19 protein-coding genes and 1 tRNA gene are annotated in these 23,736 nt (G+C 75.0%); 10 read left to right on the top strand and 10 right to left on the bottom strand.

What is annotated here, in order from left to right:
- Positions 1–112 precede the first annotated feature (112 nt).
- Both ACZ63H_RS09140 and ACZ63H_RS09135 read left to right on the top strand, forming a co-directional pair.
- Positions 113–694, top strand: coding sequence for a bifunctional DNA primase/polymerase (locus tag ACZ63H_RS09140; RefSeq protein ID WP_469863168.1), 582 nt, complete (start codon positions 113–115; stop codon positions 692–694).
- Positions 685–758: transfer RNA gene (locus tag ACZ63H_RS09135), tRNA-Lys, on the top strand. Before ACZ63H_RS09140 ends, ACZ63H_RS09135 begins: the two co-directional genes overlap by 10 nt.
- Positions 759–832: 74 nt before the next feature.
- Here the strand turns inward: ACZ63H_RS09135 and ACZ63H_RS09130 are convergent.
- Positions 833–2,077 carry a M6 family metalloprotease domain-containing protein gene (locus tag ACZ63H_RS09130; RefSeq protein ID WP_469863167.1) on the bottom strand — a complete coding sequence of 415 codons (1,245 nt, stop codon included), beginning with the start codon at positions 2,075–2,077 and terminating at the stop codon, positions 833–835.
- 321 nt (positions 2,078–2,398) lie between these two features.
- On the opposite strand from ACZ63H_RS09130, the gene ACZ63H_RS09125 reads away from it, so the two are divergent.
- Positions 2,399–4,204, top strand: a complete 1,806-nt coding sequence (locus ACZ63H_RS09125) for a putative bifunctional diguanylate cyclase/phosphodiesterase (protein ID WP_469863166.1) — start codon at positions 2,399–2,401, stop codon at positions 4,202–4,204.
- On the opposite strand, the gene ACZ63H_RS09120 is transcribed toward ACZ63H_RS09125, so the two are convergent.
- The 5 genes from ACZ63H_RS09120 to ACZ63H_RS09100 all read right to left on the bottom strand — a co-directional run bounded on the left by ACZ63H_RS09120 (position 4,183) and on the right by ACZ63H_RS09100 (position 10,398).
- The gene (locus ACZ63H_RS09120; protein ID WP_469863165.1) at positions 4,183–5,280 is read right to left on the bottom strand and encodes an LLM class flavin-dependent oxidoreductase; all 1,098 of its coding nucleotides are present in this window, start codon (positions 5,278–5,280) and stop codon (positions 4,183–4,185) included. The genes ACZ63H_RS09125 and ACZ63H_RS09120 overlap by 22 nt on opposite strands.
- 88 nt (positions 5,281–5,368) lie before the next feature.
- Positions 5,369–6,706: an AAA family ATPase gene (locus ACZ63H_RS09115; RefSeq protein ID WP_469863164.1), complete on the bottom strand. Its 1,338-nt coding sequence runs from the start codon at positions 6,704–6,706 to the stop codon at positions 5,369–5,371.
- Positions 6,703–8,292 carry a hypothetical protein gene (locus ACZ63H_RS09110; RefSeq protein ID WP_469863163.1) on the bottom strand — a complete coding sequence of 530 codons (1,590 nt, stop codon included), beginning with the start codon at positions 8,290–8,292 and terminating at the stop codon, positions 6,703–6,705. Before ACZ63H_RS09110 ends, ACZ63H_RS09115 begins: the two co-directional genes overlap by 4 nt.
- Positions 8,283–9,557 carry a hypothetical protein gene (locus ACZ63H_RS09105; RefSeq protein WP_469863162.1) on the bottom strand — a complete coding sequence of 425 codons (1,275 nt, stop codon included), beginning with the start codon at positions 9,555–9,557 and terminating at the stop codon, positions 8,283–8,285. Before ACZ63H_RS09105 ends, ACZ63H_RS09110 begins: the two co-directional genes overlap by 10 nt.
- Entirely contained in the window at positions 9,454–10,398 is a 945-nt protein-coding gene (locus tag ACZ63H_RS09100) for a phosphatase PAP2 family protein (protein WP_469863161.1), read from the bottom strand. The genes ACZ63H_RS09105 and ACZ63H_RS09100 overlap by 104 nt, the downstream gene beginning before the upstream one ends.
- A 243-nt stretch (positions 10,399–10,641) precedes the next feature.
- Between ACZ63H_RS09100 and ACZ63H_RS09095 the strand changes: the two genes are divergently transcribed.
- Positions 10,642–11,238 carry a histidine phosphatase family protein gene (locus ACZ63H_RS09095; protein WP_469863160.1) on the top strand — a complete coding sequence of 199 codons (597 nt, stop codon included), beginning with the start codon at positions 10,642–10,644 and terminating at the stop codon, positions 11,236–11,238.
- A gap of 131 nt (positions 11,239–11,369) precedes the next feature.
- Here ACZ63H_RS09095 and ACZ63H_RS09090 read toward each other — a convergent pair whose 3' ends face one another.
- Positions 11,370–12,839 carry a hypothetical protein gene (locus tag ACZ63H_RS09090; RefSeq protein ID WP_469863159.1) on the bottom strand — a complete coding sequence of 490 codons (1,470 nt, stop codon included), beginning with the start codon at positions 12,837–12,839 and terminating at the stop codon, positions 11,370–11,372.
- Positions 12,840–13,112: 273 nt separating this feature from the next.
- Here ACZ63H_RS09090 and ACZ63H_RS09085 point away from each other — a divergent pair, with 273 nt between their 5' ends.
- Together ACZ63H_RS09085 and ACZ63H_RS09080 are read left to right on the top strand one after the other, a co-directional pair.
- The gene (locus tag ACZ63H_RS09085; RefSeq protein ID WP_469863158.1) at positions 13,113–13,523 is read left to right on the top strand and encodes a hypothetical protein; all 411 of its coding nucleotides are present in this window, start codon (positions 13,113–13,115) and stop codon (positions 13,521–13,523) included.
- 67 nt (positions 13,524–13,590) lie between these two features.
- Positions 13,591–14,454 (top strand): spermidine synthase, encoded by an 864-nt coding sequence (locus ACZ63H_RS09080; RefSeq protein WP_469863157.1) that lies wholly within the window; start codon positions 13,591–13,593, stop codon positions 14,452–14,454.
- A 227-nt stretch (positions 14,455–14,681) separates the two neighbouring features.
- On the opposite strand, the gene ACZ63H_RS09075 is transcribed toward ACZ63H_RS09080, so the two are convergent.
- Complete coding sequence (locus ACZ63H_RS09075; RefSeq protein ID WP_469863156.1) at positions 14,682–15,233, bottom strand: hypothetical protein; 552 nt, start codon at positions 15,231–15,233, stop codon at positions 14,682–14,684.
- 118 nt (positions 15,234–15,351) lie between these two features.
- On the opposite strand from ACZ63H_RS09075, the gene ACZ63H_RS09070 reads away from it, so the two are divergent.
- From ACZ63H_RS09070 to ACZ63H_RS09060, 3 genes are all read left to right on the top strand, one after another.
- Positions 15,352–16,155: a response regulator transcription factor gene (locus ACZ63H_RS09070; protein WP_469863155.1), complete on the top strand. Its 804-nt coding sequence runs from the start codon at positions 15,352–15,354 to the stop codon at positions 16,153–16,155.
- Positions 16,152–17,555 carry a sensor histidine kinase gene (locus tag ACZ63H_RS09065; protein ID WP_469863154.1) on the top strand — a complete coding sequence of 468 codons (1,404 nt, stop codon included), beginning with the start codon at positions 16,152–16,154 and terminating at the stop codon, positions 17,553–17,555. The genes ACZ63H_RS09070 and ACZ63H_RS09065 overlap by 4 nt, the downstream gene beginning before the upstream one ends.
- 107 nt (positions 17,556–17,662) lie before the next feature.
- A complete protein-coding gene (locus tag ACZ63H_RS09060) occupies positions 17,663–19,114 on the top strand; it encodes a glycoside hydrolase family 18 protein (RefSeq protein WP_469863153.1) in 1,452 nt (483 codons plus the stop codon).
- Between the two features lie 106 nt (positions 19,115–19,220).
- On the opposite strand, the gene ACZ63H_RS09055 is transcribed toward ACZ63H_RS09060, so the two are convergent.
- Both ACZ63H_RS09055 and ACZ63H_RS09050 read right to left on the bottom strand, forming a co-directional pair.
- Positions 19,221–20,645: a GH1 family beta-glucosidase gene (locus ACZ63H_RS09055; protein WP_469863152.1), complete on the bottom strand. Its 1,425-nt coding sequence runs from the start codon at positions 20,643–20,645 to the stop codon at positions 19,221–19,223.
- Between the two features lie 135 nt (positions 20,646–20,780).
- Positions 20,781–21,830, bottom strand: coding sequence for a LacI family DNA-binding transcriptional regulator (locus tag ACZ63H_RS09050; protein ID WP_469863151.1), 1,050 nt, complete (start codon positions 21,828–21,830; stop codon positions 20,781–20,783).
- Between the two features lie 492 nt (positions 21,831–22,322).
- Between ACZ63H_RS09050 and ACZ63H_RS09045 the strand changes: the two genes are divergently transcribed.
- Entirely contained in the window at positions 22,323–23,645 is a 1,323-nt protein-coding gene (locus tag ACZ63H_RS09045; protein WP_469863150.1) for an ABC transporter substrate-binding protein, read from the top strand.
- Positions 23,646–23,736 lie beyond the last annotated feature (91 nt).

Genomic DNA, 23,736 nt, shown 5'->3' with positions numbered 1-23,736 from the left:
GAGCGGCCGGGGGCATATGCCGGGCGGGCAAGATACTCCTTCCCGGTCGTCCTGTCCCGATTTTCCGCAACTCAGCGGAACTGCTCGCTGACACGCTGTACATCTGGGTGTCATGACGACCAGTGCCCCGAACGTCACCTGTGTCGGCCCCGGCGCCGTCGACTGGCTCGCCTCGGCGGGAGCCCACCCGCGCAGCACCCTCGCGCTGTGGCGGGAGCGCCCGGACGCCCCGGTGGTGCTGCCCTGCGGCACCGTCTTCGACGTGGTCAGTGCCCCGGTGGTGTTCGGGCGCCGCATGCTGGACCGGCTGTGGGGCGCGGGATCGCGGCCGGGTCCGGTCGCGGTGTTCCGGGGCCGGACGCTGCTCTTCGCCGCCCCCGGCACCGCCCAGCGGCTGCCCTCCCTGCTGGCCTGGGAGGAGTGGGGCTCCGGGCGGGCGCGGGCGGTGCCGCCGCTGCTGTGCCACGGCCCCGGCGACGCCGTGACCGTGCCGCCCCTGGCCCCGTCGACCTGCGACGACACCCCCGGCGCCGCCCGCTGGCTCATCGCCCCGGACGGCCGGCACCCCTGGCTGCCGGGCCCGGAGGTGCTGCTCTGGGCCGCCGTGGGCGCCGCCCGGTCCGCCGGGCGGCCGTCGATTTCTCCTCACCGCGACCAGGGTGCTAATGTCTACGACGTCAGCAGGCGCCGCTAGCTCAGTTGGTTAGAGCAGCTGACTCTTAATCAGCGGGTCCGGGGTTCGAGTCCCTGGCGGCGCACGCGAGAGGGCAGCGGGTCGAATTCGAAAGAATTCGGCCCGCTGCTTTCGTATACGGACCGTGCCGCGCGCTGCTCAGCCGCGCACGCCCGGCGTGATCGCCACCGTCCACGCCCCCGACGCCGTCCTGCCCTCCGCCTCCACCCGGACGCCCTCCCCGGGCACGGTGAAGCTCTCGCCGAGGAAGACCGGCGCGTCGGCGAGGGGCGGGTAGACCGAGTTCTCCCAGCAGGCCTCGGTGTCCGGGTGGGCGTCCACCACCCGCACCGGGCCGTCGCCGGACGCGGCGCCGCCGCGCACCCGGTAGACCAGGATCCCCTGCCGGCAGGCCGCGCGGTCGGCGCCGGCCGGGCCGCGCGCCTCGAAGGCGAGCGCGCTGTCCGGGCCCGTGCGCACCACGGCCAGCTTGACGCCGTGCCCCAGGCCGAAGGTGGCCCCGCCGGGGCCCGCCGCCCCGGCGGCCAGCGGCTCCAGGGTGAGCCGGGTCGGCGCGGCACCGCGCACGCACACCACCTGGCGCGGGTCCAGCCAGCCGAGCCGCCACTTGTGCCAGCCGAGCAGGTCCGGCGCGAGCCCGAACTGGCTGCCCATCAGGTCCCAGTCGCCGACGTGGGTGTCCCAGTCGCCCTTGCCGTCCGAGGGGCGGTGGTAGAGGTCGGGCAGGTCGAAGACGTGGCCCGTCTCGTGGGCGAGGACCAGCCGGTCCGGGGGGTGGTGCTCGAAGACGGTCACGACCCGGCGGACGTCGGTGCCGTCCGCCCGGAACGGCGTATCGAGGTTCACCACCTTCGTGGCGTCCGAGTCGACACCGGGCGCGTCCGGGTCCGCGATCAGGTAGACGACCTGGTAGCGCGAGAAGTCGACCTCCGGATCGGCCACGGCGAACGCGTCGCGCAGATACGCGGCCCGGTCCTCGGCGTCCCAGTCCCGCCGCATCGCGTACGACGTCGACGGGCGCGGCATGCGCAGCCAGCGCTTCAGCGGATGCGGGCGCAGGGTGAGCCTGCCGTAGGAGGACTGCGCGTAGAAGGCGCTGGTCGCGGGGAAGTGGTCGGCCGTCAGCTCGGCCGGGGTGGTGCGCGGGGCCGCGTCGGGGAAGGACAGGAAGACCAGCACCGCGTCGAGGGTGCCGACCGGGCGGGGGTAGCCGGTGTTCCAGCTGTCCACGCCCTCCGAGTGGTGGGCCTCGGTGCGGTGCAGCGCGCAGGGGGCCGTGGAGAAGGGCCCGGCCGCCGAGGGGCCGGAGAGGATCGAGGTCGCGGCGAGCGCCGACATCGTGGTGAACACGGCCGCGGTGCTGCGCAGCTTGGGCACGGACATGACCTCCGGGTGTGGTTCGCGGGACCCGCACCCAGATTGCTGGTATTCATTGGTTTATGCCCTGTTTGTCTGCACCAGAAGGGTGAGCGCGCCCCCATCGGGCGCCGGCGCGCACCGGCGCTCGGTATCCGGAAACATTCACGGAACGTCACAACTTGTCGGAGGGCTGAAGAAGCTGCCCAGGTGCGGGCAGAAACGATCTGTCAGAACCTGTGCTCCGTCCGGGACACTGGACATCGGCTGGAAGGGCCCGGGGCCAGCCTCTATGATCGGCACACTTTCCGGCACGGACAGAGATCGAGTGCACTGCGGGAGCGAGCGGTGAGCGGAACGTCCGAAGGGCCGACGCCCGCGGCAGACCTCGACCGGTCAGCCGTCACAGACAGTCACCACACCACCTACCACCGTGTCTTCGCGACCGCCCCGCTCGCCATGGCGGTCGTGGCCCCCGAGGGACGCGTCGTCACCGCCAACGCCGCCCTCGGCGAACTGCTCGGCGTCGACGCGGACACGATCGTCGGGCGGTCCGCCGCCGACCTCGTCGACCTGGCCGCGGACCCCCGCGCCCGGCACGCCTACCTGGAGGTGCTGAGCGGCCGGCAGGCCCGGCTGCGCTGCACCCGCCGGCTCAAGCAGCCCGGCGGGAACTCGGTGTGGGCGCAGATCACCGTCGCCCCGCTGAGCGACGGCGAGCCCGGCGCCCTGCTGTCGGTCACCGACATCAGCGCCCGCCGCGAACTCCAGGCCCAGTTGCGGCACTTGCAGATGCACGACCCGGTGACCCGGCTGCCCAACCGCACGCTGTTCTTCGAGCGGCTGACGGCCGCGCTGGAGACCGAGCCGTACGAGCAGGGCGGCACCGGCCGGATCGGCCTGTGCTACCTGGACCTCGACGGCTTCAAGGCGGTCAACGACACCCTCGGCCACCGCGTCGGCGACCGGCTCCTTTCGGCCGTGGCCAAACGCCTGACCCGGATCGCGGACGAGGCCGGCTACGCCCGCGCCGCCACCCCCCTGGTGGCCCGGCTCGGCGGCGACGAGTTCGCCCTGCTCGTGGAGGACTCCACCGGCACCGAACAGCTCGCCGACCTCGCCGAGTCCGCGCTGAGGGCCCTGGAGGAACCCTTCGACCTGGCCGGACAGCGGCTCTCGCTGACCGCGTCCATCGGCGTCGTCGAACGGCACAGCGCGGGCACCACGGCCACCGGGCTGATGCAGGCCGCCGATACGACGCTGTACTGGGCGAAGGCCGACGGCAAGGGCCGCTGGACCCTGTTCGACCCCGAGCGCAACGCCCACCGCATGACCCGTCAGGCCCTGTCCTCCACCCTCCGCCCCGCCATCGAACGGGGGGAGTTCGCCCTGGAGTACCAGCCGCTGGTGGCCATGGAGGACGGCCGGCTCAACGGTGTCGAGGCGCTGATCCGCTGGCACCACCCGCAGTTCGGCACGCTCACGCCGAATCGGTTCATCGGACTGGCCGAGGAGGACGGCTCGATCGTGCAGCTCGGCCGCTGGGCGCTGGCCACCGCCTGCCGGCAGGCCCGCCGCTGGCAGCTCGACCGCCCCGGCGACCCGCCCATCTTCGTCAGCGTCAACGTGGCCGTGCGGCAGGTGTGGGACTCCGACCTGGTGGCCGACGTCGCCGAGACCCTCGCGGAGACCGGGCTCGCCCCGCACCTGCTCCAGCTGGAGCTGACCGAGTCCGCGGTGATGGGCTCGGCGGGGCGCCCGCTCCAGGCCCTGCAGGCGCTCAGCGACATGGGCGTGCGCATCGCCATCGACGACTTCGGCACCGGCTACTCCAACCTCGCCTACCTGAGCCGTCTGCCGGTCTCCGCGCTGAAGCTGGACGGCTCCTTCGTCCGGGGCTTCCAGTACGAGGAGGCCGCCAGGGACGCCATGCCGAACCCGGCCGACGAGGTGGTCGTGGAGGCGATGATCCAGCTCGCCCACCGGCTCGGCCTGACGGTCACCGCGGAGTGCGTGGAGACCTCGGCCCAGGCCAGCCGGCTGCGCCGGATCGGCTGCGACACCGGGCAGGGCTGGCTCTACTCCCGCCCGGTGCCGCCGGACCGCATCTCCGAGCTGCTCGGGGCGCGGACCTACGCGGTCGGCAACCCGTAGGCGTCCGCGATCAGTTCGTAGGAGCGCAGCCTCACCTCGCCGCGGTGCGCGTGCGAGGTGAGCATCAGCTCGTCGGCCCCGGTGCGCTTGCGCAGGTCGTCCAGGCCGACGCGGACCTCGTCGGCCGTGCCGTGCACGACGTTCGCCGACCAGGAGGTGACGAACTCCTCCTCCATCGGGCCGAGCTCGTACCCCTCGGCCTCCGCCGGGTCCGGGAACAGGCCCGGCCGGCCGGTGCGCAGCCGGAGCATGTTCAGCGCCATCGCCCGGGTCTGCCGGCGGGCCTCGCGCTCGTCGTCCGTGGCGAGCGCGGAGACGCCGATGAGGGCGTACGGCTCGGCGAGGACGGCGGAGGGCCGGAAGGTCTGCCGGTACAGGTCCAGGGCCGGGACGGTGTTCTGCGCGGAGAAGTGGTGCGCGAACGCGAACGGCAGACCGAGCAGACCGGCCAGCCGGGCGCTGAACCCGGAGGAACCGAGCAGCCAGACGGGCGGGCGGTGCGGGGACTGCACCCCGCCGGGCGAGGTGCCCTGCACGGGCCCCGGGATCGCGTGGATGCGCCGGTAGGGGTGCCCGTCCGGGAAGTCGTCGTCCAGGAAGCGGGTCAGCTCGGCGAGCTGCTGCGGGAAGTCGTCGGCGCCCTCGTTCAGGGTGTCGCTGCGGCGCAGGGCCGCGGCGGTGGCGCCGTCCGTGCCCGGCGCCCGGCCGAGCCCCAGGTCGATCCGGCCCGGGGCGAGCGCCTCCAGCGTGCCGAACTGCTCCGCGATCACCAGCGGGGCGTGGTTGGGCAGCATGACGCCGCCCGAGCCGAGCCGGATGCGGTCGGTGTGGGCGGCGAGGTGGGCGAGGATCACGGCGGGGGAGGAGGAGGCCACGCCGGGCATGGAGTGGTGCTCGGCGACCCAGTACCGGTGGAAGCCGCGGGACTCCGTGAGCCGGGCGAGCGCGACGCTGGTGCGCAGGGCGTCGGTGGCGGTACTGCCCGCGCCGACCGTCGCCAGGTCCAGCACGGAGAGGGGCACGGGGGCGTCCCCGCGCCTGACACCCCTGATCTCGTCCACGTCGTCTGCCGCCACGGTATGGCCTCCTGTTGTGGGCACTGCACTGTCCTCGGTGCCCTAACAGGAGAAGGTCCCCGCTTATTCCGCCCGAGCGGGGACTCCCTCAGGGCCGCCAGGGCACCCGGTGCTCGTTCAGGTGGGACAGGACCGCGTGGTTGGCCTCCCAGCCGTCCGGGAACTTCACCAGGGTGCCCAGCTGGACCGGTTCCGTGGCGGGGTAGTCGTCCAGGAGGTCGGGGACGCCGGCCCGGCACACCACGATGCAGGCGTGGCGGTGCCGGGAGGCCAGGACGCACAGGCGGCCCGTCTCCAGGTGGAACGCCGTGGCGTCGGGGCGGCCGGAGAGCGGGTGCAGGACGACCGTCACGTCGTACTCCCGGCCCTGGAGCCGGTTCGCGGTGTCGACCGTGACGTCCCGGACGCCCAGCTCGGCCAGGGCCGCCCGGACCGCCGCCGCCTGGTCGCGGTGGGCCGTGCCCACGGCCACGCGGCCCGCGGTCAGCGGGGTGGGGTCCGCGGAGCGTTCCGAGGTCGCCGCGCCGCCCCGGTCCAGGAGGCGGCGGACCACCGCCGCCACCGCCCGCACCGCCTCCGGGTCCGTGCGCGGAGTGTGCCGCGCGGGCAGCTCCAGCAGGCCCCAGCCGGTCTCCGCGGCCTCGTCGATCACCCGGTCCGGCCCGGAGCCGTCCGAGGGCACGGCGAAGGCCAGCCGGCGGTCGCCGTGGGCCGTGCCGCTGCGGAACGGCGTGTACGGGTAGAACGCGTCCGAGACCAGCGGCGCCGCCGACGCCGGCAGCCGCCAGGAGACCGGCAGCCGGTGCTGGGGCAGGCCCGGGTTGTGCGCCAGCAGCGTGCTGACCGCCGAGGCCGACGGGTCGTACGACAGGCCCGCCCACTGCTCGCCGCCCACGATCGAGAAGGGGTCCAGCTGGCCCGGGTCACCGACGAACAGCGCCCGTTCGAACAGGCCGGCCACGGCGAGCAGGGAGTCCGAGCGCATCTGGTACGCCTCGTCCACGATCGCGTGCCGCCACGGCTCGTCCACCTTCACGTGCGCCCACTTCGCGGCGGTGGACAGCACCACCGGCAGGCCGGTCAGGTCGGCCGCCTTCGCCGACGTGCGCACCTGCTCCAGCCCGTCCAGCGCCTTGTCGTAGGCGTCGGTGTCGCTGCTGTGCAGCCGGCCGACGGGCAGTTCCGGGTTCTTCTCGGCCAGGCGCAGCACCAGGTCGTCGACCTGGGCGTTCGTCTGCGCCACCACCATCAGCGGGCGACCCGCCGCGGCCAGCTCCAGCGCCGCGCGGACCACCAGCGTCGACTTGCCGGCGCCCGGCGGGGAGTCCACCACCACACCCCGCTCGGTGCCGTGCAGCGTGTCGCGCAGGATCGCCTCGGTGGCGGGGCCGGCCGCGGTGCCGGGATCGACGTCGACGGTCGTCACAACACGTCCTCCTCGGTGACGGGGTCGGGGGCTTCCGGCGCCGCCTCGCCCGGCGGGCCGCCGTGCGTCCACGGGGTCTCCTCGGGGTCGGGCAGCTTCGCGCCGCCGCGCTGCTCGTGCTCGAACAGCGTGAAGCACACCCGGTCGCCCTTCTCCGGCACCGAACCGGGCTCGGGCTCCTTGCCCCGGCCCATCCGGTCCAGGACGCGCAGGGTCAGCACCCCGTCGTCCTCGTACCCGACGAACTCGGCCGACTGCGGCCTGCCGTCCAGCGAGCGGTACACCCGCGCCCGACCGGCGAGGTGCGGCCGGTCGTCCGTGCGGACCGTCACCAGCGGGCGCGGGCTCGGCCGCCTGCCCTCGCCGTACGCCATCACCACATCGGTCACCTCGCCCGCGAACGCCTCCCCGGCCAGCCGCCGCCCGGCCATCACCAGCGGGTCGTCCAGCGCCTCCTGCGCCTCCAGCCGGGCCTGCTCCCGCTCGCGCGTGGCCAGCTTGTTCGCCGCCGTCACCGCGTCGTCCCGGCGCGGCTGCGGCGGCTCGCCCGCCCGCACCCGGTCCCGGTGCGCGGTGAAGGACCAGCGGTCGCGCAGCCAGCGCCCCTCCACGTGCGCGCCCGCCGGCAGCGCCCGCAGCAGGTCCAGGCCCCGCCACACCGCGTCCCAGGTGGGCCGCGTGCGGCTCTCCACCAGGTCGCGGATCTCCCGCTCGGCCCGGGTGAGCGCGGCCAGCCGGGCGTCGGCCTCCAGCGGGTCCTCGGCGGCGGCCAGGGCGGTGCGCGCCCGGTCGTAGCGCTCGATCGCCGGGGCCAGCAGCCGGTTGTCGAACGCCGGGTCGGTGGCGGGACCGGCCGGCGGGCACAGCAGCTGGCCGTCGGCGTCCCGGGCGAGTTCGGCCCGGCGGGCGGCCTCGGCGCCGGACAGCTGCGCGGGAGGGTCGATCCAGGCGAGCAGCGCGCCCAGGTGCTCGTCCTCCAGCCCGGACTGGCCGGTCGCCCAGTGCCGGGACAGCACCTCCGTCAGGGCCAGCAGCAGCGAGGAGCCGGGAACCCGGGACCGCTCGCCGTAGTGGGTCAGCCAGCGGCCGAGCAGCGGCACCCGGGGCGGCGCCGGATAGGGCGCGTCCGGGTCCTGCTCGGCGGTGCGCCTGAACCGCATCGAGCGGCCCAGCAGCCGTACGAAGTCCAGGCCGGTGCGGCTCGGCACGATCAGCTGGGGGGCGTCCGCGCACAGTTCGGCCGCCACCTTGACCCGCTTGCCGGTCTCCGGGTCGGTCTCGGTGCGCTCGGCCGCCTCCACGGCGTCCGCGTACGACTCCAGGTGCGGCAGCACGATGTCGGCCAGGTCGGCGAGGAACGCGAAGCGCAGATCGCGGTCGCGGGGCTGCGGTACGACCAGCAGCCGGGGCGCGTCCCGGTCGGTGCCGACCAGCGCGCCGAGCGGGGCGCCGGTCTCACCGGCGGTGGTCAGCGGCACGAACACCAGCGGACGGTCGGACAGGTGCCGGTGCCGGACCGTCGCCGCCGGCCGGGCCCGGCCGCTGTCGACGGCTTCCAGCCGGGCGAGGGCGCTGATCAGGGACACCCGGGCACCTCCCCGGTGCTCCGCGGCGACTCGCCGGCCGCGTTCTGCGGTGCCTCGCGGGCCGCCCGGAGCGCCTCCGTGCGCGCGGCCGCGGTCTCGGCCGCCGTCCGGAGGGCCTCCGCGCGCAGGGCCGCCGCGCGGCGCAGGGCCGCCACCGCCGGGTCGGCCGCCTCGCCGCTCGCGCCGCGGGCGGCGGACAGCACCTCCGCCACGGTGGCCAGGCCGCCCAGTTCGGCCCGCAGGGGCCGGCCGAGGCGGGTGACCGCGCCGGCCTCGCGGGCCCGGTCGCGGCAGTGGAAGGCCAGCTCGCAGGCGGACAGGCACTCCGGGGCGTAGGCCGCGGGCACCGCCTCCACGGCCGCCGTCAGCTCCTCGGCGGGCCGGTCGGGCGCGAAGCAGGTGCCCTCGGGCAGCGTCTCGGTGATCTCCTCGATCCGGGTGAGCCGGGCGAGCTGGCGCGCGGTGACCGCACGCTGCCTGCGCACGTCCACGGCACAGCCCGCGGGCAGGTTGGAGAAGTCCCTCGGGCACACCAGCAGCACCCGGTGGCGCACCTCGGGCACGGGGTCGAGGCGGGCGGCGACCTCCTCCAGCGCCAGCACGTACACCGCCGCCTGCCGGGCCGCCGCGCCCACCTTGGCCGGGTCCGCGGCCCCGTCCACCATCGGGAAGGACTTGATCTCCACCACCGACCAGCTGCCGTCCGGGTGCACCACCACCGCGTCCGGTTCCAGGAAGGCCGGCGAGCCCGCCACGTCCAGGGCGAGCATCGGATGGTCCAGCAGCGTCCAGCCGCCCGCGCGCGTGGCCTCGCGCAGCGCCAGCGCCGTACGGGCCGTGCGCCCCTCGGGGCCGTGCGCGGCCAGGTCGGGCACGGCCGCGCCGGCGGGCGCCTCGGCGCCCGGGTCGAGCCGGGCGTGCACCAGCCGCAGCAGCTCCGCGCCGCCGTCCGCCTTCACCCGCGCCTCGAACGCGTTGCCCCGGGTCAGCGCGAACTGCGACTGCCCGAAGCCGGACGGCGCGCCCAGCGCGGTCGCCAGCCGGGCCTTGTCCACCCCGGCGCCGTCCAGGACCGCCCGCCGGGCGCACCCCGGGTTCGCGGCGAGCGCCGCGAGGGCGCGCGCGTCCAGGGCCTTGGCCGGTGTGCCGGGACCGCGCAGCTCAGCGAGCCGGTGCCGGAGTCCCCTCGCCCGCGTCGGTGGCGGGGGCGTCCGGTCCGGCCGCGGGGTCGAGCCGCGACTCGCGCTGCCGTGGAATTCGCTCACCCGCCGAAGTCTGGCATCCGGCACCGACAATCGGGGAACCCGCACCGGCCGCGGCCGGAGCGACGGGGCGCGCCGGCCGGGTGCGGACCCGGTCCACGGTCCGCATGAGGGCGGGCGCCAGCAGGAGCCCGGCGCCCATCACGGCGACGCCCGCGACCGCGTCCAGGAAGTAGTGGTTGGCGGTGCCCATGACCACGATCGCGGTCAGCAGCGGGTAGGCGACCCCGAGGACCTTCGTCAGGCGCGTGCCGCCGTGGCGCCACAGCATCACCCCGCACCACAGCGCCCAGCCCACGTGCAGGCTCGGCATCGCCGCGTACTGGTTGGTCATGCCGCCCATGCCGCGCGGGGCGCTGGCCTCGCCGCCCCACCAGCCGTACGAGCTGTACTGCGCCATCGTGTCCACGAAGCCGTGGCCGGCGTCGAGCAGCCGGGGCGGGCAGGTCGGCAGCAGGGTGAAGCCGATCAGCCCGATGAAGGTGGAGGCGAGCAGCCAGGTGCGCGCGGCCCGGTAGTGCGGGGCACGCGCGCGGAAGAGCCACACCAGGACGGCGGGCGTGACCAGGTAGTGCAGCGAGGCGTACCAGAAGTCGGCCGGCACCCCGAGCCATGCCTCCTGGGTGAACAGCCGGTTCAGCGGGTGCTCGGCGTTCAGGTGCAGGGCCTTCTCGATGCGCAGGATCGCCAGGCCGTGGTCGACGGCGCCGGCGACGTCGCCGCGCGCGAGGAGCCGGCCGGCCGAGTAGCAGCCGTAGACCAGCAGGATCAGCGGCAGCTCGGTCCACCAGCGCGGACGGGGACGGACGGCCACCTCGGTGCCCGGTGTCTCGGTCTGCGGCAATCCGATCGCCCTCCCCCTTCTGCTGCGTGCGGTACGCCCCGGCGGGCGACCGTGCCACTTTACGGTGTTGCCACCGCGCCCATGAGGGGCCCGTCGGCCACGCCTGGCAGGCGTCCGGCACTGGAAGACGCCGGGACCGCCCGCGGGGTTGCCTGCCGGCGGGGTGAGCGATGATGGAGGGACCGAGAACACTCGTGCATTCCGTGGCGTCCGGGGGGCGTCACCCGTCCGGAGAGGTCTCCCATGGCACCGCGCATCCTGCTGGCCCGGCACGGACAGACGGCCTGGTCGCTGTCCGGCAAGCACACCGGCAGGACCGATGTGCCGCTGCTGGAGGAGGGCCGGCACGGGGCCAAGCTGCTCGGCGAGCGGCTGCACCGCGCTCCGCTGGACGGGCTGGCGGACGCGGAGGTGCGCACCAGCCCGCTCTCCCGCGCGCGCGAGACGTGCGAACTGGCCGGGTTCGGCGAGCGGGCCGAGCGCTGGGACACGCTCATGGAGTGGGACTACGGCGCGTACGAGGGGATGACCCCGGCCGAGATCCAGGCGGTCCGGCCGGGCTGGCTGATCTGGCGGGACGGGGTCCCGGGGGGCGAGTCCGTCGCCGAGGTCACCGCGCGCGCGGACGAGGTGGTCGCCTGGGCGCGCTCCGCCGACCGCGACGTACTGGTCTTCGCCCACGGGCACATCCTGCGGTCGATCGGCGCGCGGTGGCTCGGGCTGCCGCTGGACTTCGCGGCACGCATCCGCCTGAACCCCACGTCGCTGTCCGTCCTGGGCTGGGCGTACGGCGAGCCGGCCATCGAGAACTGGAACGACGTGGGGCACCTGGCCGGCTGAGCGGACGGCGGGGGACCGGGTGACCGGGTGATCCGCGCCGGGGCGGTGCTGCCCGCCCCCGCCGGGCCGGACGCGCGGCCGCCCCCGCGCGGGGGCGGCGCCGGCGCGCTCTCCCGTCCGCGGGCCGGTGACTACACCGGTGCCCCGTTCCGTCCCTGCTTCGGTCCCTCGCAGGACGCGTGGCGGTCCAGGAACTCCGACACCCCCGACGCCCGCCGGTGCGGCAGCAGCACCCGGGCCGTCCCGGCCAGCATCCCCTGCACGCGCGAGGACTGGACCTGGTCGAGCAGCGCGAGCACCCGCAGCCCCGCCTCCGCCGCCTCGTCGGGCCGGCCCTCGCGGGCGAGGTCGTCGGCCAGCTCGGCGGTGTACAGCGCGATGTTGCGGGTGAAGTGCGGGTCCTGCAACCGCGCTGCACGCCGCGCCTGCCGGGCCGCCCGCCGCCAGTCGCCCAGCGTGGACCAGCACTGCGCCTCCAGCCCCGCCAGCTCGGCCTCGCCGTAGAAGCTCATCCACTCCGGGTCGGTGTCCGAGCGGCCCCGCTCGAACAGGGCCTGCGCGCGCGCCAGCGCCCGCTCGCAGCCGGTGCGGTCCGCGAGTCCCGCCCAGCCGCCCGCCTCGCGCAGCGCCAGCAGGGACGACAGCCGGTCCGATCCGAGCGGCCGCGCGGCGCGCTGCGCGGCCTGCGCGGCCCGGACCGCCTCCCGGGGGCGGCCCGCGTCCCGGGCGAGGAACGCGGTGTTGCAGAAGGCGTGCGCCTCCAGCCCCGGGTCGCCGGTCATCCGGGCGGTGGCCAGCGCCTCGGCGTAGTGCGAGCGCGCGTCGTCGAAGCGGCCGGAGTCGTGCGCCAGCCAGCCGACGGAGATGGCGAGTTCCCCGGCGCCCGCGTGCAGCCGGTCGGCGGTGGTCTGCCGGGTGGCGCCGGCGTCGAGCAGCGCGTAGGCGGCGCGCAGCGGGGCCGCCGCGCGCCGGTACAGGCCGTCCGCGCCGTGCCGGTCGTCGAGCAGCCGGATGCGGCGGACGGCCTCCTCCAGGGCCATCGCCTCCGGGGTTCCGGCGCGCCGCGCCGCGACGTCCGCCGCCGCCGCGGCGGCGGCGGTGGTGAGTCCCGGCGGGGCCAGGGTGGCGGCGGCCACCGTGACGCCCGAGCCGGTCATGAATGCGCGACGCAGCACGTCGCTCTCCTCGTGGTTCGGGGGGTCGTTCTGCGGGGGGTCCTGCGTGTCGTACGGCTCGGCGGCCCCCGGCGGCTCACCGGGCGCCTCCCCGGCGGCGGGCCCGCGCGGCGCCGCCGAGGCCGTGCGCGCCGCCCGGCCGCGGACGGACGAACGGGGCACGAAGCCCAGGTCGGTGAGCGTGCGGCCGGGGAACATGTGCAGGAACACCCGTTCGTAGGCGTAGTTGGGGCAGCGGATCTCGCCCGCCTCGACCCGGCCGATGTAGCGCGCGTCACAGCTCACCCGCTCGCCGATCTCGCGCGCGGCCCGCCGTACCAGCGCCGCGAACTCGGCCGGGGAGCGCACGCCCCGCAGCCGCCGGAAGGCGAGGTTCGGCCGGGGCGGCCGGTCGGGCTGCGACGAGGTCACCGTTGACGACGCCATGGCCGGGTCCTCTCGTGCGAACCGTCGAACCGTGCCGGGACCGGGGCGGTTCGGGGCGGTCCCGGGACGGATCACCCGAGTGACGCTCTGGTTCCGGCGGGCATGAACGTACCTGCTGTACGGGGTTCACCACGCGGTGTTTGGTCGCAAACCGGATATCTCATGCGCGATCTGCCAAGAAGTGCCATCCTTTGCGGCGCACTCGGACCGTAGCCGTTGACGCGTTCGCGCGTTGAACCCCGTGGACCGCAACAGGGCTGTGTGGAGGCCGGCATGGAGACCAGCCAGAGCAACGAACCTTGTACGCCGCCGTCGTCGTCCGCGCCCGCCGCGGACGACCCGGCGTGCGACCTCGTGACGGTACCGGCCCGGCAGGGGCTGGAGGCGGTCGACATCCTGCGGCGCGGTGCCGCGGACGCCGTGGGGCCCGTCCTGCACGACGACGACCGCGACACCCTCGGCTTCCTGGTGCCGGCCGGCACGGCGGCCGGCTGGGACGTGCCGGGCAGCACCTGCACCGGGACGGACGGGCGCGGACTGCGGCTGGACCCCGGGCCGCCGGTGGCGGGCTCGGACTGGCTGCTGCCCCCCGGCGACGCCGACCTCGCCACGGACCCGGCGGTCCTGCGCCGGGCCCTCGGGGAGGCGGCACGGGTGATCGAGGCGGCGGACGGGTGCTGCTGAGCAGGCGGGCCGGCCGGCCCCGGCCGCCGCTGCCGTGCTCCCCCGTGGCACCTGCGAAAATGGAGGAATGGGCAGGACCAGGAACACCCGGCGCAGGTCGGCCGCCGCCGTCGAGGAACCGGTCGACGGCGGGCTCGCGCGGCTCGTCCCCGACCCCGATCGCGCGCGGGCCTGGACGCTGCTGATCGACGGGGCGCCCCAGTCGCACGTCGACCTGGACGACCCGGCGTACCTCTCCTTCGAGTACCAGCGCCGCCTCGGCCATGTCGTCGACCTGGCCGCCCCGCCCGGCAGGCCCGTGCACGCCGTGCACCTCGGCGGCGGCGCGTTCACCCTCGCGAGGTATGTCGCCGCGACCCGGCCCCGTTCCACCCAGCAGGTCGTGGAGCGCGACGCGAGCCTGGTCCGGCTGGTCCGCCGCGAACTGCCGCTGGACGCGAACGCGCGCGTCCGGGTGCGCGCGGTGGACGCCCGGGAGGGCCTGGCCAAGGTGCCGGACGGCTGGGCCGACCTCGTCGTCGCCGACGTGTTCAGCGGCGCCCGCACCCCCGCCCACCTCACCTCCACCGAGTTCCTCGACGAGGTCCGCCGCGCACTGAAGCCCACCGGCGTCTACACCGCCAACCTCGCCGACGGCCCGCCGCTCGCCCATCTGCGCGGCCAGATCGCCACCGCCGCCGCCCGGTTCGGCGAACTCGCGCTGATCGCCGACGCGGCCGTACTGCGCGGCAGGCGCTTCGGCAACGCCGTCCTGGTCGCCGCCGACGTCCCGCTGCCGTTCGCCGAACTCACCCGCCGCGCCGCCTCCGACCCGCACCCCGCCCGGGTCGAGCACGGCCGTGCGCTCACCGACTTCACCGGCGGCGCGGTGCCCGTGACGGACGCGGCCGCGGTGGCGTCCCCCGCCCCGCCGCCGTCGGTGTTCCGCTAGACCGGACGCCCCGCCGCCGTCGGTGTTCCGCATGGCGGCTCGGCTCGGCCCCGCCGCCGGTCTTCCGCAGGCCGGGCCCCCCGCCGTCTCCGGCCCTTCCGTTGCGCTGGACCGCCCCCGCCCCCGCCCCCGCACTCGCCTCCGTCCCCGTCGGTCTCGGCCGGGCCGGACCACGTCGCCGCCGTCGGTGTTCCGCTGAACCGGACCGGCCCGGACCGGCTCCGGTCTCAGTAGGTGCCGACCTCGACCCGGGGCGGCCCGTCGTGCCAGGTGCAGAACACCGACACCCGGTCCGCGCCCCGGCCGAACTCCACCCGGATCCAGCTCGCGGTCTTCCACACCTGCATCGACCAGCCCGTCCCCGGGGTCGCCGAGACGAGCGTGGCGTCGGCCGGGCCGAGGTCGAACACCGCCCGGCCGCCGTCGGTGGCGTAGGACCGGACCCGGCCGGACGCGGTCGCGGGGGCGGTGGGGGACGCCGTCCGGGACGGGGCCGGGGTGCGCGCGGGCGTGTGCGCCGGGGCAGGCCGGTCCGGCTCCTTCGATGACGGTGACGATGACGGCGACGGCGAGGGCGACGGCGGGTCCGGGGACGCGGCGGGCTCCGGGGGCGGGGGAGTCACGTCCCGGGCCGACGCGCCGGCCGCCGGCAGGGGCAGGGCGCGCGGCGGCTCGTACGCCGTCCCGGCCAGCACCGTGTGCACGCCCCACCAGGACAGCGTGACCGCCGCTCCCGTCGCGAGCAGCCAGGCCAGCACGTGTACGAGTCCTCTGCGCATCGGCGCCATACTGCCTCACCGGTCACATCGGGCACACCGGTCACGGAAGGTTGTCCACAGACGCCGGGTTGTCCACAGGCCCCGGCCGGGTCCGGCCGCATGGCGTACGGTGCGGCGCATGGCAAGTGTGCTCGTGGTCGAGGACGACCAGTTCGTCCGCTCGGCGCTCATCCGGCAGTTGACCGACGCCGCCCACACGGTGCGCAGCGTCGGCACGGCTCTGGAGGCGCTGCGCGAGGTCGCCCATTTCCGCTTCGACGTCGTGGTCCTGGACCTCGGACTGCCCGACCTGGACGGCTCCGAGGCCCTGAAGATGCTCCGGGGCGTCACCGACGTGCCGGTCATCATCGCCACCGCCCGGGACGACGAGACCGAGATCGTCCGGCTGCTCAACGCCGGGGCGGACGACTATCTGACCAAGCCGTTCTCCGTCGAGCACCTGTGCGCCCGGATGGCGGCCGTGCTGCGCCGGGCCCGGGCCGGCGGCGCGGAGGCGCCGCCGGCGCCGGTGTTCCGCGTCGGCGGCCTGACCGTCGACCCGCTGCGCCGCCAGGCCGAACTGGACGGCGCCCGGCTCGACCTCACCCGCCGCGAGTTCGACCTGCTGGCCTTCCTCGCCGCCCGGCCCGGGGTGGTCGTCCCGCGCCGGGAACTCCTCGCCCAGGTCTGGCGGCAGTCCTACGGCGACGACCAGACCATCGACGTCCATCTGTCCTGGCTGCGCCGCAAGCTGGGCGAGACGGCCGCCCGCCCCCGCTATCTGCACACCCTGCGGGGCGTCGGCGTGAAACTCGAACCCCCGGCGCCCGCGCACCCCGTGTCCCCACCGGCCGGGTACGCGCCCCTCGCCCCCGCGGCCCCCGCACCCGCCCCCGCCGACCCCCTCGTGCCCCGTCCCCCCTCGGGAGGCGGGCCGCGATGAGGTGGGCCCTGGTCAAGGTCTGTCTCGCGGTGACCACGATGGTCGTCGTCGCCTTCGCCGTCCCGCTCGGCCTGGTCGTCAAGGAGATGGCCCGCGACCGCGCCTTCTCCAACGCCGAGCGGGAGGCCGCCGCGGTCGCGCCCGCGCTGTCCATCACCACCGACCGGGACCTCCTGGAGCGGGTGGTGGCCTCGGCGGGCGCCGGCTCCCGGATGGCCGTCCACCTGCCCGCCGACGGTGGCCGGCCCGCGCTGGACCTGGGCCGGCGACGCGCCGCCGCCCGGGACGTCCGGGCCGTGCGCGAACTCGGCCGCGCCTCCACCACCGCCGTGCCCGGCGGCTCCACCCTGCTCCAGCCGGTCGCCCTCGGCTCGGGCGCGATCGCGGTGGTCGAGGTGTACGTCCCCGAGGCCGAGATGACCAACGGCGTCGGCACGGCCTGGGCGGTGCTCGCCGCCGTCGGCCTCGCGCTGACCGCCGGCTCGGTCGCCGTCGCCGACCGGCTCGGCGTGCGCATGGTGCGCCCCGCGCGCCGGCTGGTGCAGGGCGCGCGCGAGCTGGGCGAGGGCGGGCTCGGCGCCCGGGTGCCGGAGGACGGGCCGACCGAACTGCGGCTGGCGGCCAGCGCGTTCAACGCCATGGCCGACCAGGTCGTCCGGCTCCTCGCCAACGAGCGCGAGCTGGCGGCCGACCTCTCGCACCGGCTGCGCACCCCGCTCACCGTGCTCCGGCTGAACGCGGCCTCCCTCGGCGGCGGACCGGCCGCCGAGCAGACCCGGGCCGCCGTCGCCCAACTGGAGCGCGAGGTCGACACCATCATCCGCACCGCCCGGGAGGCCAAGCCGCAGACGGCCGCCGCCGGGCCCGGCACCGGCTGCGACGCGGCCGAAGTGGTGCGCGAACGCATGGAGTTCTGGTCCGCGCTGGCCGAGGACGAGGGCCGCGCGTGGCGGGTGGCCGGGGCGGACCGGCCGGTGCGCCTGCCCGTGGCCCGCGCCGACCTGGCCGCCGCCCTCGACGCCCTGCTCGGCAATGTCTTCCGGCACACCGCCGAGGGCACCGCCTTCGCCCTCGACGTGCACCAGGGCGAGGACGCGGTGATCGTGCTCGTCTCGGACGCGGGCCCCGGCATACCCGACCCGGAGGCGGCGATGGCCCGCGGCCGGGGTTCCGGGCACACCGGCTCCACCGGGCTCGGCCTGGACATCGTGCGCCGGCTCGCCGAGTCCACCGGCGGCGACGTACGCATCGGCGCCTCGGTGCTGGGCGGCACGGAGGTGCGGATCCGGTTCCAGCGGGCCGGGCGGGGGCCGGCGGGCCGAAGACCGAGGGGCGCCGTGCGCAGACGCCGGCCGGGCGGAAGGACCGTCGCCTTTAACCGCCCCCGATCCCTTCCTTAAGCGAACCCTAAGGTCCGCGCCGGAAGCCCCGAACAAGTGGTATGTCCCTTTCCGGATCGCTAGCGTGCTGCCGCACCCCCCCGTGAACAGCGAAGGCAGGCACGCCCATGAGCACGCACCGGCGCAGGATCAGTGGCAGGAACAAGGCGATAGGCGGCCTGCTGGCCGCGGCCGTGATCGGCGGCGGCGCGGTCCTGCTCACCGGTACCGCCAACGCGGCCGGGGTGAACGCCGCGTACACCAGGACCAGCGACTGGTCCACGGGCTACACCGCCCAGTACGTCGTCACCAACACCACCGGGCAGACCGAGAGGACCTGGACGCTGGAGTTCGACCTGCCCGCGGGTGCCACGCTCTCCTCGCTCTGGAACGGCGAGTCGAGCGTCAGCGGCCGGCACGTCACCGTGAAGCCGGCCGCCTGGGACACCGCCGGGCTGGGCCCGGGCAAGTCGGTGACCGTCGGCTTCGTGGTCAACGGCGGCGGCGACCCCACCGGCTGCCGCATCGACGGCGCCCAGTGCGCCGCGGACGGCGGCCCCACCCCCGAGCCGAGCGGCCGGCCCACCCAGACCACCCCGGCCCCCACCCCCACCCCCACCAGGACGGGCACGCCGACCCAGACCCCCGCGCCCACCCCCTCCCAGAGCACCGGCACCGGCACCACCGCATCCGCCGGCTTCGCCCCCTACGTCGACACCTCCCTCTACCCGGCGTTCGACCTGCTCGGCGCGGCCGACGCCACCGGGGTGAAGAACTACAACCTCGCCTTCGTCACCGACGGCGGCGGCTGCACCCCCAAGTGGGGCGGGGTCACGGACCTGACCTCGGACGCCGTGGCCGCGCAGATCGGCGCGCTGCGCGCCAAGGGCGGTGACGTCCGGGTCTCCTTCGGCGGCGCCGCCGGCTCCGAGCTGGCCACCACCTGCTCCTCCGCGGACGCGCTCGCGGCGGCGTACGGCAAGGCGGTCGACGCGTTCAAGCTGACCAAGGTGGACTTCGACGTCGAGGGCGGCGCGCTGCCGGACAAGGCGGCCAACACCCGCCGCGCCCAGGCCATCGCCAAGCTCCAGGCGGGCCACCCCGGCCTGGACGTCTCCTTCACCCTGCCGGTGATGCCCGAGGGCCTCACCCAGGACGGCGTCTCCCTCCTCGCCGACGCCAAGGCCAACGGCGTGCGGATCACCACCGTCAACATCATGGCGATGGACTACGGCGCCTCGTACAGCGGCGACATGGGCGGCTATGCCGAGCAGGCCGCGACCGCCACCCAGGCCCAGGTCAAGAGCGTGCTGGGGCTGTCCGACAGCGCCGCCTGGAAGGCCGTCGCCGTCACCCCGATGATCGGCGTCAACGACGTCTCCTCCGAGGTCTTCAAGGTCGAGGACGCCACCCAGCTGGTGGAGTTCGCCCGGTCCAGGGGCCTCGGCTGGCTGTCCATGTGGTCCGCGACCCGGGACAAGAGCTGCGCGGGCGGCCCCAAGCCCTCCGCCGACGCCGTGTGCAGCTCCATCGCCCAGGACCCCTACGCCTTCTCGAAGGCGTTCGGCGCCTACAAGTGACCCGCCCCCCACGCGGATCCCGGGCCCCGGGCCCGGACACCCGGTGCCTTCGCCGGGGATGACGAAGGGCGCGGCCCGCCCCCCACGACAGGCCGCGCCCTCCGGGCTAGACGGACGGCACCGGCGGCAGCGCCCCCGTGCGGGCCGCCTCGCCGTACCAGTGGGCGCTGGACTTCGGCGTCCGCTCCAGCGTCGAGTAGTCCACGTAGACCGCGCCGAACCGCTTGTCGTAGCCGTACGCCCACTCGAAGTTGTCCATCAGGGACCACAGGTAGTAGCCGCGCACATCGGCGCCGTCGGCCAGGGCGCGGCGCACCTCCGACAGATGGCCGTGCAGATAGGCGATGCGCTCGGGATCGTGCACCCGGCCGTCGGGGTCGGGCTTGTCGTCGTAGGCCGCGCCGTTCTCGGTGATGTACAGCGGCAGGCCCGGCGCCTCGCGCGTGTAGCGCATGATCAGGTCGTACAGGCCCGTCGGGTCGATGGTCCAGCCCATCTCCGTGCGCTCGCCCGGCGTCTGGTGGAACAGGATGTCGTCGGCGCACGGCCAGGGGGAGTGCTCGCTGGAGCCGTGGCCGTCCGGGCGGGGGCCCTTGGTCTCGCCGGACGCGGCCGAGACCAGCGCCGGCGTGTAGTAGTTCAGGCCCAGCGCGTCCAGCGGCGCGTTGATCGTGCGCAGGTCGGTGTCCAGGACGTGGCTCCAGTCCGTCACCGGGCGCGTGGCCTCCAGCAGCGACTGCGGGTACGCCCCGTGCAGCATCGGACCGTGGAAGACCCCGTTGGCCAGGTCGTCGATGCGGCGGGCGGCGGCCAGGTCGGCCGGGTCCTGGCTGAGCGGCCGCACCACCGAGGAGTTGAGGCTGATCGCGATCCGGTTGCCGGCCGGCATCGCCGCCCGCAGCGCCGACACGGCCAGCCCGTGCCCCAGGTTCAGGTGGTGGGCGGCGCGCAGGGAGGCCGCCGGGTCGGTGCGGCCGGGCGCGTGCACCCCGGAGCCGTAGCCCAGGAAGGCGCTGCACCAGGGCTCGTTGAGGGTGATCCACTGCTCCACCCGGTCGCCCAGCGCCTCACCGACCAGCCCCGCGTACTCGGCGAAGCGGAACGCGGTGTCCCGCTCCGGCCAGCCGCCCGCGTCCTCCAGCTCCTGCGGGAGGTCCCAGTGGTAGAGCGTGAGCGCCGGCTTGATGCCGTGCTCCAGCAGCTCGTCCACCAGCCGGCGGTAGAAGTCCAGGCCGCGCTGGACCGCCGGGCCCCGGCCCGTCGGCTGCACCCGGGGCCAGGACACGGAGAAGCGGTACGCGGTCAGGCCCAGCTCCGCCATCATCGCCACGTCGTCGCGGTAGCGGTGGTAGTGGTCGACCGCGATGTCCCCGGTCTCGCCGCCGGCCGTGCGGCCCGGCGTATGGCTGAAGGTGTCCCAGATCGACGGGGTGCGGCCGTCCTCCCCCACCGCCCCCTCGATCTGGTACGCCGAGGTCGCGGCGCCCCAGAGGAAGGCGGGCGGAAAGGTCTCTGTCATCGGTTCGGGCATGGAGGCTCTCCCAGGGGTCGAGTGCTTGCATTATGCATGGGAGCGCTCCCACGAGGGAAGGGGAAGCGGGCTACGGGGTGTCGGGGAGGGGGGCGTGCGGTGGCGTTGCCGGGGCGCGCGGGGTGAAGACCTCCGTCAGGCCGACTCCCGCACCACCAGCTCGGTGGGGAGCACCACCCCGCGCCGGCACGTGCCCTGCTGGGCGATCTCCTCCAGCAGGAGGGCCGCCATCGTGCGGCCCATCTCCGCCAGCGGCTGGCGGACGCTGGTCAGCGGCGGATCGATGTGCCGGGCCACGATGGAGTCGTCGAAGCCGACCAGTGCCACGTCCCCGGGGATCCGGCGGCCCGCCGCGCGCAGTTCCTGCACCGCGCCCGAGGCCATCACGTCCGAGGCGGCGAACACGGCGTCGAGATCCGGGCGCCGGCGCAGCAGTTCCCGCATGGCCGCGCGTCCGCCCTGCTCGGTGAAGTCGCCGGCCGCGACCAGCTCCGGTGCGACGGCGACCCCGGCGTCCCGCAGCGCGTCCCGGTAGCCGTCGAGCCGGGCCCGCGCCGCGTCCATGTCCAGCGGGCCGGTGATGGTGGCGACGGTCCGCCGGCCGCCCCGGAGCAGGTGCCGCACGGCGAGCCGGGCGCCGCCCCGGTTGTCCGAGCGGACGTGGCCGAGCCGCTCCGTCTCGCCCCGGCGCCCGGCCAGCACGGTCGGCACGGCCAGTTCCGCGAGCCGGTCGGGCAGGGTGTCCTCGGCGTGCACCGCCATCAGCAGCACCCCGTCCACCCGTTGCGCGGCCAGGTAGCCGGCCAGCCGGCCGTACTCGGTCTCGTCGCTCGTGAGGACCAGCAGCAACTGCATGCCCGCGCTGGAGAGTCCGGCGGACACGCCGAGGATGATCTCCGAGAAGTACGGCTCGGCGAAGAGCCGGCTCTCGGCGTCGGGCACGACCAGCGCGACCGAGTCCGTGCGGCGGGTGGCCAGGGAGCGGGCGGCGCGGTTGGGGACGTAGCCGAGTTCCGCGATCGCCCGCTCGACGGCCGCCCGGGAGTGGTCGCTGACCTTGGGGGAGCCGTTGATGACCCGGGAGACCGTGCCGCGCCCGACGCCGGCCCGGGCGGCCACGGCGTTCAGGGTCGGTCGCCGGACGCCCGCCGTCCGGTACGGCTGCGGCTGTTCGGCAGAACTCATCGTTCACCTTCCGGCGGTCCGGGTGCGGGGCGCTTCATTCTGGCCCAGGAATTCCGGCGACCGCCCCACAGCGGCGGGCGGATGTCCGGAAGGGGGGATTGACCCGCCGGTGACCTGGATCGACGCTGGACCGGACAGCCGGACGACGGGCCGGTCGCGCCGACCGGGGCGACACGTTCCCGTGACGTGCTGAACACGCTTGCGCAACAACGCCGTCTTCAAGTCTTGACACCCGGCCCGGCACCAACGAGTCTTCCGGCATGCCGCGTGGGAGCGGTCCCACGGGGTGACCGGGGCTCTCTTCCGTGCGGACAAAACCACCCATGGCCTTTCCCTCTAACCTGCATGGCACACCGTTGACCAGCACCTTTCCACCGCACACCGTGTGCTGTTGGCTAGCCGCTGCTCACACCGAGAGGGCAGGTCCGGACCGCCCGGCCCGGCGGTCCGAATCCTGAGGTCCCGTTCCCCACTGGAACAAGGAGTAGTGGAATGCGCATCACCCGTACCGGCGGTGGTCACGGCCGCAGAGCAGCGGTCGTGGCCACGACGGCCCTGACCGCCTCCGCCCTGCTGCTGACCGGTTGCAGCAGCGACGACGGTGAGTCGGGGGGCACGGACGCCAACGGCAACATCACCCTCACGCTGGCCGACTACGGGCAGTTCGGCTACAAGGAAGCCAAGCTGTTCGAGAAGTACCACGAGCTGCACCCGAACATCACGGTCAAGGAAGAGACCACCGCCAGCGAGCAGGACTACTACCCGAAGCTCCTTCAGCAGCTGAACACGGGCAGCGGCCTGGCGGACGTCACCGGCATCGAGGTCGGCCGCATCAAGGAGGTCGTGGACACCCAGGCCGCCAAGTTCACCGACCTCGGCAAGACGATCAACGTCGCCGACTGGGTGTCCTGGAAGGCGAAGCAGGCCACCGCCAAGGACGGCACGGTGATCGGCGCCGGCACCGACATCGGCCCGATGTCCCTGTGCTACCGCAAGGACCTCTTCGAGAAGGCGGGCCTGCCCACCGACCGCGAGGCCGTCGCCAAGGCCGTGGCCGGCGGCTGGGAGGACTACCTCAAGCTCGGCGAGCAGTACAAGAAGAAGGCGCCGTCCGGCACGTACTTCATGGACTCCGCCTCCGCGATGTACAACGCGGTCGTCTCCTCCTCCAACCAGCAGTACTACGACGCCGACGGCGAGGCGGTCTACAAGGACAGCCCGTCCGTCCAGCAGGGCTGGAACCTGGCCGCGGAGGCCGCCGACAAGAAGCTGTCCCAGGGCCTGCCGCAGTTCACCGACGCCTGGACCGCCGCGCTGCGCAAGGGCAGCGTGGCCACCGTGGCCTGCCCCGCCTGGATGGCGGCCCAGATCTCCGTCAACTCCGGCGACACCTACAAGGGCAAGTGGGACATCTCCCGCGCGCCCGGCTCCACGGCGGCCAACTGGGGCGGTTCCTTCCTGACCGTTCCCAAGAGCGGCAAGCACGTCAAGGAGGCCACCGAGCTGGTCAAGTGGCTGACCGCCCCGGAGCAGCAGGCCGCGGTGTTCAAGGCCATCGGTGTCTTCCCGTCCAACCAGAAGGCGTACGACCTGCCCGACGTGAAGAACGCCAAGCTCCCGTACTTCAGCGACGCCCCCATCGGCCAGATCTACGCCGAGGAGGCCAAGACCATCCCCGAGGCCGTGCTCGGCCCGAAGGACGGCGTGATCAAGGACACGATCTCCACCCAGATCAACAACATGGAGCAGCGGGGCACCAAGCCCGACGACGCCTGGAAGGCCGCGACCGAGACGCTGGACAAGGCGCTCGGCTGACCGGCCCGGGGGGGGGGGGGGGGGGGGGGGGGGGGGGGGGGGGGGGGGGGAGAGGGGGGGGGGGGGGGGCCCCGCCCACACACACAACGAA

This window comes from Streptomyces sp. NPDC104831 (genome assembly GCF_055583025.1).
The sequence above is the reverse complement of the archived record's forward strand: the minus strand, read 5'-3'. Positions and strand labels throughout refer to the sequence as shown.